We start from the raw sequence: 11,030 nt of genomic DNA on the forward strand, positions 1-11,030 counted from the left end.
ATTTCCTTGCCCGTTTTCGCTGTCGTCACGCCCAGTCACGGCAGACGTATTTCAATTCCATGAACTCTTCCATGCCGCGGCGCGCGCCCTCGCGGCCAAGACCGGATTGCTTGGTCCCTCCGAAGGGGATCGGCGCGCCGGTGACCTTGGTGCGGTTGACAGCGACCATGCCGAACTGCAGCGCCCGGCTGACGCGGTAGATCCGGCGGGGATCGTCGCTGTGCAGATAGGCGACCAGCCCGTATTCGGTGTCGTTGGCGCGGGTGACGGCTTCTTCTTCCGTGTCGAAGGGCGCGATCGCCGCGACCGGCCCGAAGGTCTCCTCGGACATGATCGCCGCCGCCTCGGGCACATCGGTCAGCACCGTGGGCGCATAGAAGAGCGGGCCAAGATCCAGCCGGGCGCCGCCACAGGCCAGTGTCGCGCCCTTTTCGATGGCGTCGGCGACCTGCTCCTCCTGCTTTTGCACCGCGCCTTCGTTCATCAGTGGCCCGATATCGGGATCATCCATGCCGCGACCGACGCTCAGCGCCTTTGTGGCCTGCGTGAACTTGTCGCAGAAGGCGTCATAGACGGGCCGTTCCACGTAGATGCGGTTCGCGCCCAGGCAGTCTTGGCCCGAAGTGGCGAATTTCGCCTTGATGCTCTCGGCCACGGCCTCGTCCAGGTCACAGCCCTTGAAGACGATCACCGGCGCATGGCCGCCCAGCTCCAGCACCAGTTTCTTCACCGTCTCGGCGGATTGGCGATAGAGAAGCCGCCCCACCTGCGTCGAGCCGGTGAAGGACAGCGCCCGCACGCGGGCATCCTGCGTCCAGGGTTCGACGATCTCGGGCGCGTCGCCCGTGACCACGTTGAACGCCCCGGCCGGAAGCCCTGCCCGTTCGGCCAGTTCCGCCAGAGCCAGTGCGGAAAACGGGGTCTCGACACTGGGATGGGCCACGACGGTGCAGCCCGCAGCCAGCGCCGCCGCGGCTTTGCGCGTCAGCATGGCCGAAGGAAAGTTCCACGGCGTGATCAGCGCGGCCACGCCCACGGGTTCCAGCCAGAGTTCCACCTCGGCATCCGGCAGGTGGCTGGTGACGCCCTCGACGTTGGGTCGCTTGGTTTCCTCGGCGTAGTATTCGACGAAGGACGCTGCATAGTCGATTTCGCCGCGCGCCTCGGACAGCGGCTTGCCCTGCTCGGCCACCATGATGCGGGCCAGGTCCTCGCGGTTCTCGATCATCAGGTCGAACCAGCGGCGCAGGATCACGGCGCGGTCCTGCGGCAGGGTCATGGACCATCCGGCAAAGGCGGACTGGGCCGCATCGACGGCCGCCCTCGCCTCGCTCCCTGAAAGGGCGGCGACATGACCAAGGGTCTCGCCGCTGGCGGGATCGGTGACGGACCTGGTCGCGCGGTCCTCGGCGGCGACCCACTTGCCGTACACGTAGGAAAAGGATCGCAGCAGCCGGGGATCGGTCAACTGCGGCGAGGCAAAACGGAAATCGTCGGGCATGACACACTCCTTGGCAGAACTTCGGATTGCCGGCATTCTAGCCTGTCCGGGCAAGAGAAACCGTCCGAGTTCGGCGCCCGGATCCGAAGATCTGCCGGGACAAGCGCCGGTTTCCAGACGATGTCCCGGATCAGTCAGGGATGCGTGCGGGCCGGTCGATCACGGGTTTCGTGACGATGTAGCCGAAATAGCGGTCGATCCCGACGCCGTCGTCCAGCAGGGCGTCCATCAGCCGCTGGTAGGCGTCCACGTCCGCCACCACGAGGCGCAGCATGTAGTCCACTCCGCCGCCCAGCGCCCAGCAGGTGCAGATCTCGGGGCGGTCCTCCAGCGCGGCCTCGAAGCGGCGAAAATCCTCGGCCCGGTGGTTTGACAGAGTCACCTGGACCAGGACCTCGGTCATCGGCGCGATGCGGCGAAGATCGACATCGGCGCGATAGCCGATGATGAGACCGGCCTTCTCGAGCTTTTTCATACGGTCGTGCGCCGGCGTGGGCGAGAGGTTTACCGCCTCGGCCAGAGCGACCTTGGTCATGCGGCCCTCGCGCTGCAGCTGGCGCAGGATCGCCCGGTCGTAACCATCGAGTTTCGGCGAAGAGGACAAGATGCAATTTCCCGGGTTGAGATGAACCGACAACCTGCCCGCCCCGGCATTTTTGTCAACCTGTCACTCAACCTGCCACAACGAGCCAACCTAAGCCCCAAGCACACGACGGCCCGACGATGCCGCAATTTGCTGAATTGCACCCGAGGACGGAAAGTAGAGTGATATAACTCGGTGGCCTAGACACTTCGTGCAACGCAATGCGCAACAATCTGACGTTTTTGCCCTTGAACCCATCATGCGTTGCGCTGCGTGGTGCACGGCTTCGGCCCTGTAAGACGCCGTTCAGGTGCGGCTCCGGCGCCGAAGGATTGCACGGCCCTGCGATCTTGCGCCTGCCGTCGCTCCGCCTCTCCCCTAATATGATCGAGAACCCGTGGGAGTATCACCAAGGGTCAGTCGAGGACCAGAAACCGAACAGAGCGAATTAAGAACCGCGGACTCTATGGGAAACAGGTCACGACCGCAGCCGATCTTCGGCGCAATCGCCCTGATCGCGGCCGGCGGGCTCTCGTGGTTGCCCAGATTGTCGAGCACCATCCCCACGGCCCTCGCGCGTGTCTGATTAGAATAGCGGTTCGCCCTGTTGTCCTTTTCCATGACTCCAATCCTTCGTCGATCTGGAGCCTCCGGAAAACCCCGGACGGGTCAGAACCGCATTGCTGGACCGATCCGCGCGCCAGACGAAACAGTCACGATTGATGCGGGCTTCGGTCGGTTCATGCACGCCGGCCGCACCTGGCACGACTCAGGAGCGCGACCGGCTCTTCTCAATCCGTGAGACGATCCGCGTCATCGGGAACAAGACCACCATGTAAAGCAGTGCGCCCACCACCAACGGAGTGGCATTCACGAACTGCGACTGCAGATCCTGGGCAACCTTGAGGATTTCGGCAATCGCGATGACCGAGGTTTCCGCCGTTCGCTTCATCAAGCCGATCAGGCGGTTGGAATAGTCTGGCAGCACGATCCGAACCGATTGCGGAAGCACCACCAAGCGCATTGCCTGCCACGCAGTCAGCCCGATACTGCGAGCGCTTTGCACCTGGTTGCGATGGATCGCCTCGATGCCGGACCGGAACACCTCGGTGAGGTAAGCTGCCTCGATCAGAGTGAGCGCCACCACACCGGTCGCGAACGGCGAGAGCACGATCCCCGAGTAAGGCAGCGCCGAATAGGTGACCAGAAGCAGCACGATCGGCGGCACGGCGCGGAAGATATCAACGTACCTGTCGATGAAGAAATTGAGCAATGCATCGTTCACGATACTTCGCACGATCGCCATGAACATGCCCAACAGCGTGGCCAACACCAGAGAGAACAGGAACACCTGAATGGCGATCCAGAGGCCGCTCAGCATCCGGGCCATCGCGCCAGGGCGGCTCATCACTTCGACATTGAAGAACAAGTAGCCCAGGCGCCCCCAGTCGCCGTCAGCCCAGCGGAAAAAGGTGGCCGTCAGAAGCACCAGCAGCGCCAGAGCCGAGATGTTCTGCACCCAGAGGGGCACGCCGTTATCCATCTGGACGGGGACGAAGAGGAAAAGAAAGACGGCGAAAACGGCGACCGTCGCGACGACATCCAACACCACGCCAGCGCCAGCCGTCGCAGGGGCCGCAAACAAGTAGACGAGGCCGACCAGAAACATCAATGCGAGCGGGATCGGCCGGGACTTTGTCAGCGAGTAAGTCATCTGAGTGCCTTCAAGAATTCTCGGGTACGTTCATGCTCGGGATCTTCGAGTACGCGCGCGGTCGGCCCCCGTTCGACGACCACGCCGGCGTCAATCATGATCAGTTGATCGGCTGCCTTGCGCAGAAAGCCGATCTCATGACTTATGACGACCATTGTCATCCCCTCCGCAGCGAGGGTCCGCATCACGTCCAGAACCTCGTTCACCATTTCGGGGTCAAGCGCCGAGGTGGGTTCGTCGAACAGGATCGCCTTCGGTTGCATCGCCAATGACCGTGCAATTGCGACACGCTGTTGCTGCCCGCCGGACAGCTGTTGCGGGTACTTGGCGGTGTGATCAGCAAGGCCAACCTTTTCGAGCGAAGTGGCCGCAACGTCTTGGGCTTCGCTCCGCTCGAGCCGGCGAACATGGATCGGTCCGAGCGCGACATTTTCAAGAGCTGTCATATGTGGGAACAGGTTGTAATCTTGGAAGACCATACCGATCTCGGCACGGATGCGATTCACGTCGGTTCGCAAGTTTGTTATGCTGCTTCCGTCGATCAGCACTTCGCCGTCGCTGGGCTCCTCGATCCGGTTCAGACACCGCAGGAACGTGCTCTTCCCGCTTCCTGAGCTCCCCATGAGCGCGGCAACCTCGCCATGGGCAATGCTGGCGTCAATGCCGCGCAGGACATGCATGCCGCCAAAGTACTTGTGGATGCCGCGCGCTTCGATCATCGGCACGGACGTGTCTTTTGATTGGGCGTTCATCGGGTATTCCATGCATCCATGCGACGCTCCAGGCGACGTGTCAGGTGGATAAGCGGGATCAGCGTGGCAAGGTAAACGAACATCGACATCACGAGCGGTGTGGGTGTCCGTTTCCAGGTGACTGCCTGCTGTGCGTTGGTGAGCAGCTCCGGCACGGTGATGACGTAGGCGACGGCTGTATCCTTTACGAGGCTGACCAGGTTGTTGGTCAGCGGGGGGATAACGATCTTGAATGCCTGCGGCAGCACGACATGACGCAAGGTCGCGACCGGTCCCAAGCCCAGCGAGCGCGCCGCGTCTACCTGACCACGCGGGACGCTCTCGATGCCTGCGCGAAAGATCTCGGTCTGGTAAGCACTGTTCATCAGCACCAGGGCCAGCACCGCGGCCCAAAAAGCAGGCAACCGAATTCCCAGGAAGGGCAAGGCGTAAAAAATCAGGACCATGCTGACAATCAGTGGCAAGGCGCGAAATATGTCGACGTGCAACCCCAGGAACAGATCGAGGACCGGATTGCCGAGCGTACGTAGAATCCCGAATGTCAGGCCAAATACGATCGACAGAAACGCGGCAACGATTGATACTTGAAGGGTCACAAGCAGGCCCTGGGCATATAGCTCCCAAACGCCATCCATGCGCGAAAAGTCGAAAAACTGTTCCTGCACACGATCCCAGCGCGTGCCGCTGTAGCGATAGAACAACCAGAAGAACAGAACGATCACACTCAGGCTCGTCGCACGCTTGAGGAGGATCGGCTTTTCACGGTCGCTCAGCAAGACACCCGCCATCGCGAAGCCCAACAGGTACCAGACTATCACGCCTGCTGCAGCGAGCGGAGCCGGCTTGCCGAACGGTGGCAGGAACAGGAGCGCTACGGCGATCCAGGCGAAGAACCCGATTGCCAGCCACTCGTAGCGGCGGAACCAGGGCTGGTAAGCCCAGCGCTTGCGCCAGTCGTCAATAGTCGTTCGAAGGTCGGTCATGCTGAGCATCTGGCCTGAATGTTGTGGTGCAGCGTGGTGCGCCCGCACGTTGGCGTGTTACGGCCGTCATGCGGGCGCTGAAGTCGCTCAAGCGCCAGGAAGCGCGCGAAATCACTCCGAAGGAACGTACGGCTCGTCGAACGCGCGCACGACGGGAGAGTCGTCTTCCGGAGCGTCGCCGAAATACTCCTCGAACAGCTCTGCGGTCGTTCCGTCTTCCTTCATCGTGCGAAGTGCCTCGTCGAACTCGTCGCGGAGCGGATCGTCCTTGCGGAAGAAGGCGCCGATCATGAAGCTCGCGTTGCTATTGTCGATCACCTCGAAAAGACCGCGCTCCTCGATGTATACCCGGGCGGTCGGGTAGCCGAGTGTAAGCCCATCGATCCGACCAACTTCAAGATCCAGCAACTGGGTCTCGATGTCTTCGTAGGCCCGGATCTCGAAGGGTCCGTGCGCCTCATTGAGCGCCTCCGCGTAAGCGGCCTGGGTGGTGCCGGTCTCAGTGCCGACGACACTGCCCTCGAGATCGGCAAGGCTCTGGATGTTATCATCCTCTCGAACCATCAACGCATCGAAGGCGGCGAGATAGGGCTCGCTGTGGTCCATTTCGGCATGACGTTCCGGGGTGATGAACACGTTGGAAGCGACGACGTCCCACTGTTCGGCTTGCAGACCCGAGAACAGTCCGCTGAACGCGACATCGGTGACTTCAACCTCGTAGCCGGCACGTTCAAGCGCCTCCTTGTAAACCTCGTATTCGTAACCCCGGATCTCGTCACCCGCCCGGAAAATGCGCAGCGGGATGTTGACGTTGCTGGCAACGCGTACAACCGGGCGGTCGGCGTCCTGCGCCTGAGCGGTACCGACGGAGAATGCCGTGAAAAGTACGGCTGCACCCATCACGGGAGCGTTTTTTAGAAGTCGTTTGAACATATGTGCCTCCTAGGCATGGATTGGGTGAAGTGCGGGGGAACTGAAACTTCCGAACGAAACCTGGGTTACGTTTTTGCCCGGCGACTGTCGTTTTCGCTGCCGGATGATAGCTGCCAACCGCCCCATGATGGTCAACGGGCAAAGGATGCCACGCCACATCGGGCGGTTGATGATGTCGGCACCGCCAACTTGTGATCCACGGCCCCTGAGGCCAGCAAGCCTGTCCACGGCGACCCGCCCCCTTTTGACAGGCTTGCTGTCATCAGGCTTTCGGCAGGCCGGCATTGATCGTGCAAGCCGCATCATCAGCCATGTGCCAATCTGTTTCACCAGACTTCCCTCATTTGTGCACAAACCCCGCAGGGCTCGCGCAACCCCCTGTTTGGCCAGGCACCGGTCGATTCCCGGTGCCCGCCGATGGAACGGTTGCACGGTTCCCGACAGAATGAAAAGTTTTTTTTAAGATTGACCTGACCAAAAATTTTGTTTCATCTTGGGTTTGAACAAAGTTGGAGGAGGCGCCCATGTCCCAACTCGACCTCAATTATGTCCGCCGGCAATTCCCGGCCCTGACCGACGATGTCGTATTCCTCGACAATGCCGGGGGCTCTCAGGTCGCCAAACCGGTCATCGACCGGATCAACGATTTCATGTTGTCCGCGAACGTTCAGCTCGGCGCGACCTACGGCGCGTCGGTCAGCGCCGCCAGGAAGGTGGCTGAAGGCCGGGCAGCGCTGGCCAGGTTGCTGAACGCCGATCGCGCCGAGGAGGTCGTGATGGGCGCAACGGCAACGCAGCTGTTCGGCCAGCTCGCACAAGCGCTGGTGCAGCACTGGGAGCCGGGCGACGAGATCATCGTCTCGAACTTCGATCATGAAGCGAACATCGGACCGTGGCGACTCCTGGAGCAGCGTGGAATCGTGGTGAAAACTTGGGAACTGCCCGAGGGCGAGCACAAGCCTGGACCAGATAGTCTGGCGCCGCTTCTGGGGCCCCGGACACGTCTGGTTGCCATGACCCATTGCTCGAACATCTTCGGCAGCATCAACGATGTGCGCGCCATCGCCGATCTGGTTCACGATCACGGCGCGATGGTCTGCGTCGACGGGGTGGCCTTTGCCCCCCACCGCGCCATCGACGTCAAGGCGCTAGATGCCGATTTCTACGGCTTCTCTGTCTACAAGACCTACGGGCCGCACCATGCCGCGCTCTACGGGAAGTTCGATCTGCTGCGTCACAAGGCCGGCAACATCAATCACTACTTCTATGGCGAGGACCGGGTCCCCAACAAGCTGGAGCCGGGCAACCCCAACTATGAACTCGCCCATTCCTGCGTCGGCGTGATCGAATACCTGGAAGGCCTTGCTGCCGCCCACGGCATCAACGCCAAGGGCCGCGCCGCCGTAGAGGCCGCCTTCGACATGATCGCCGATTACGAGGCCGAACTGTCCGAGCGGCTGCTGGCCTATCTGCGCAGCCGCGAAGACGTGACGATTGTTGGCGACCCCTCGTCCGATCGCGACGCGCGGGTGCCGACGATATCCTTTGTGATCGCGGGTCAGTCCTCGCGCGAGACCGTGGAATCGGTGGACACTTCCGGGATCGGCATTCGCTTCGGCGATTTCCATTCAAAGCGCCTGGTTCAGGCGCTCGACCTCGGCGATCCGGACGGCGTCATCCGGGTGTCAGCGGTGCATTACAACTCGATCGAGGAAATGGACCGGCTCATCGAGCAGTTCGAAAGCCTGCGGGAAAAAGCAGCTTAACGAGAGCTTCACGACAGCGGCTGCCTGCATCGTATTCACTGACAAGGAGGGGGAAAAGCAGAGGGCAAGCCGGACGGGCAGTTCCCGCGCGCATCGACGACAACAGTCGGATAACCCTGCCCCTATATCCTTGTCCATTGAAACGGCGGCACCTTCAAGTCATGTTTACCCTCACTTTACGCTCAGGAGCGCGGGCCGATGTCTGACACGCGTACAGATCCCGACAAGACCGAAAAACCGCAAAGTGTTGATGCGTTCCGTGCGCGCCTCCTGAACGAACGGCACCTTTTCACGAACCGGATGCTGGAGGCCGGCGCCTGGGTGCTCGACAACCAGCGCATTGTCGCACTGGAAACCCTGTCGGTGATGACCCGCAAATCAAAGTTCACGCCATCCATTTTCGTCCGACTGGCAAAGGCCATGGGGTTCGTGGGTTTTTCGGACATGCAGAAGCTGTTCCGCGCGCCACTGCACGAGGTCTATCCGGTGTCGCTATCGGAGAGGATTTCCCACAGCCAGGGTGACGAGGTCGTTCACGACCCCGCCGACATGCGCGCGATAGGACAATCGTTCTGCCGGGCGAACAGTGCAACCCTCGCGCATCTGGGTGGCCGTCTGGACGAGCTCCCGCTCGATGCGGCCATCGACCGGATCACGGCGGCCAGAACCGTGCACCTGATCGGACTGGACCGATCGTTCCCGGTCGCGTCGTACTTTGCATACGCACTGCGTCGGGCCCGGGTGCAGGCGATCCAGATCACCGGCATGGGCAGCCTTGTCTCGGATCAGGTCGCCGTCATGCAGTCGGGTGACCTTCTGATCTCTTTCAGCTTCCCCCCATATGCGCAGGCCACAATCGACGCGACTGCTTTAGCGCGGGCTGCCGGCCACGAGGTGATCGCCATCACGGATTCACCCGTAAGCCCGATCACGGAGGGTGCGGCAGAAGTGCTCACCGTGGACGACGCCGAGCTGCATGGCTTTCGCTCGCTCACCGGTGTGATGAGCCTCGTCCAGACGCTGGCGATCGGGCTGGCCTATCGGTGCCGGGACCGAGGCGATCTCGACCTCGACCTGATCAACGCCTGAAAGGAATTTGAATGTCCTACGACCTCGTTATCGCCAACGGGACAGTCGCAACCGCTGCGGACGTTTTCGAGGCGGATATCGGTATCCGCGACGGCCGGATCGCGCAGATCGGCGGCGACATGGGCGACGCGAGGCGCGTGATCGACGCGGCGGGGCGGTATGTCCTGCCCGGCGGCATCGACAGCCACGTCCATATCGCTCAGCCGTCCGGACCAGGCGTCGTTATGGCCGACGATTTCAACAGCGCCACGCGAGCCGCGGCGTTCGGCGGAAACACGACGGTAATGCCCTTCTGCTTGCAGGAACGCGGGCAGTCGCTCGCTGCCGCGTTCCGCGACTACCGGAAAAAGGCCGAAGGCTCGCATGTCGACTTCGGCTTTCACATGATCGTCACCGATCCGACGCCACAGGTGCTCGGCCAGGAACTGCCGGCCTTGATCGAGGAAGGCCAGCGGTCGGTAAAGGTCTTCATGACATATGAAGCCATGCGCATGGACGATGCAGGCATCCTCGCCACGATGGACGTGGCAAGGCGTCATGGCGCAAAGGTCATGGTGCATTGCGAGAACGAGGATGTCATCGCGTTCCTCGCGGACCGCGCGGCAGACGCAGGAAACGTTGAGCCACGCGCCCACGCCACCACGCGGCCGGTGGCCGCCGAACGGGAGGCAACGCACCGCGCGCTTACACTTGCCGAGGTCGTCGACGTTCCCATCGTGATCGTCCACGTCTCCAACGGTGCCTCAATCGACGAAATCGCCCGCGCCCGCTCACGTGGGGTCAACATCACCGCAGAAACCTGCCCCCAGTATCTTGTGCTCGAGGCCGACGACCTTTCACGGGACAACTGGGAAGGGGCCAAGTTCGTATGCTCTCCTCCTCCACGCGACACGCAGGAGCAGCAGAATTGCTGGCGCGGCATTCAGACCGGCCTGTTCGATCTCTTCTCATCCGACCATTGCCCCTTCCGCTACGAGGACGATCACGGCAAACTCAATCCCGCCGGGCGGCGCAGCTTCCGGCACATCCCGAACGGAATACCCGGGATCGAAACACGCTTGCCCATCCTGTTTTCCGAGGGCGTCATGAAGGGACGCATCGACCTGACACGGTTCGTGGCGCTGACTTCGACGAACCATGCCCGCACCTATGACATGTATCCACGGAAAGGCACCATCGCCGTCGGCTCTGATGCTGACATAACCATCTGGGATCCGCAGATTTGCAGGACGATCCGCCACGCCGGGCTGCACGATGCGGCCGATTACAGCCCTTACGAAGGGTTCGAGGTGACCGGCTGGCCCGAAACCGTCATCTTGCGCGGCGTCCCGGTGGTCGAGGGCGCGACGATGACGGTTCATGGTGCAGGGTCCGAAGTGCCAAGGGACCGGGCGAAGACCGGATCAGCAAGGGTGCCATGATGCGACTGTCCAGACCTGAAAGGTTGACGACGCGCCGGGCGCTCTGCAGGCCGTGCGCCGCGTCCCATATCGTCTTCTGGCGCATTCGGGCCGCAGCGTCTGGCGCCCCGCCTCGGCGAAGCGACAGGGCAACGACTTCTGCGAGGCCTTCATCTTCTGCTACAGCATGAGCCGCTATTCCATCTACCTGGAGAAGAAGCTCCAGCGTGAGCATCGTTAAGGGAACCTGACATGACTGACATTGCCACCGACCGCGAGATTGATCGCAGCCAGATGCAGGTTTCAGAC

Annotated in this window: 10 protein-coding genes; 4 read left to right on the top strand and 6 right to left on the bottom strand. The window is 61.8% G+C overall.

Translation table 11 applies throughout. From position 1 onward, the window contains the following. Nucleotides 1–25: 25 nt before the first annotated feature. From VJ897_RS04845 to VJ897_RS04875, 6 genes are all read right to left on the bottom strand, one after another. Nucleotides 26–1,501: an NAD-dependent succinate-semialdehyde dehydrogenase gene (locus tag VJ897_RS04845; RefSeq protein ID WP_324053766.1), complete on the bottom strand. Its 1,476-nt coding sequence runs from the start codon at nucleotides 1,499–1,501 to the stop codon at nucleotides 26–28. A 130-nt stretch (nucleotides 1,502–1,631) separates the two neighbouring features. Then, nucleotides 1,632–2,105 (bottom strand): Lrp/AsnC family transcriptional regulator, encoded by a 474-nt coding sequence (locus tag VJ897_RS04850; protein WP_324053768.1) that lies wholly within the window; start codon nucleotides 2,103–2,105, stop codon nucleotides 1,632–1,634. Between the two features lie 748 nt (nucleotides 2,106–2,853). Then, a complete protein-coding gene (locus VJ897_RS04860; protein ID WP_324053770.1) occupies nucleotides 2,854–3,798 on the bottom strand; it encodes an amino acid ABC transporter permease in 945 nt (314 codons plus the stop codon). Beyond that, nucleotides 3,795–4,562 (bottom strand): ATP-binding cassette domain-containing protein, encoded by a 768-nt coding sequence (locus VJ897_RS04865; protein WP_324053772.1) that lies wholly within the window; start codon nucleotides 4,560–4,562, stop codon nucleotides 3,795–3,797. Before VJ897_RS04865 ends, VJ897_RS04860 begins: the two co-directional genes overlap by 4 nt. Further along, complete coding sequence (locus VJ897_RS04870) at nucleotides 4,547–5,533, bottom strand: amino acid ABC transporter permease (protein WP_324053774.1); 987 nt, start codon at nucleotides 5,531–5,533, stop codon at nucleotides 4,547–4,549. Before VJ897_RS04870 ends, VJ897_RS04865 begins: the two co-directional genes overlap by 16 nt. A 111-nt stretch (nucleotides 5,534–5,644) precedes the next feature. Next, on the bottom strand, nucleotides 5,645–6,466 hold the full coding sequence (locus VJ897_RS04875) for a substrate-binding periplasmic protein (RefSeq protein WP_324053776.1): 822 nt from the start codon (nucleotides 6,464–6,466) through the stop codon (nucleotides 5,645–5,647). 524 nt (nucleotides 6,467–6,990) lie between these two features. Between VJ897_RS04875 and VJ897_RS04880 the strand changes: the two genes are divergently transcribed. The 4 genes from VJ897_RS04880 (at nucleotide 6,991) to VJ897_RS04895 (ending at nucleotide 10,962) form a co-directional block, all read left to right on the top strand. Continuing rightward, nucleotides 6,991–8,232, top strand: a complete 1,242-nt coding sequence (locus VJ897_RS04880; protein ID WP_324053777.1) for a cysteine desulfurase-like protein — start codon at nucleotides 6,991–6,993, stop codon at nucleotides 8,230–8,232. Nucleotides 8,233–8,532: 300 nt separating this feature from the next. Further along, nucleotides 8,533–9,321 (top strand): MurR/RpiR family transcriptional regulator, encoded by a 789-nt coding sequence (locus VJ897_RS04885; protein ID WP_324053779.1) that lies wholly within the window; start codon nucleotides 8,533–8,535, stop codon nucleotides 9,319–9,321. A gap of 11 nt (nucleotides 9,322–9,332) precedes the next feature. After that, nucleotides 9,333–10,742, top strand: a complete 1,410-nt coding sequence (gene hydA / locus VJ897_RS04890; RefSeq protein WP_324053781.1) for a dihydropyrimidinase — start codon at nucleotides 9,333–9,335, stop codon at nucleotides 10,740–10,742. Between the two features lie 52 nt (nucleotides 10,743–10,794). After that, the gene (locus VJ897_RS04895; protein WP_324053783.1) at nucleotides 10,795–10,962 is read left to right on the top strand and encodes a hypothetical protein; all 168 of its coding nucleotides are present in this window, start codon (nucleotides 10,795–10,797) and stop codon (nucleotides 10,960–10,962) included. Nucleotides 10,963–11,030 lie beyond the last annotated feature (68 nt).

This window comes from Salibaculum sp., assembly GCF_035270045.1.
Taxonomy (GTDB): domain Bacteria; phylum Pseudomonadota; class Alphaproteobacteria; order Rhodobacterales; family Rhodobacteraceae; genus Salibaculum.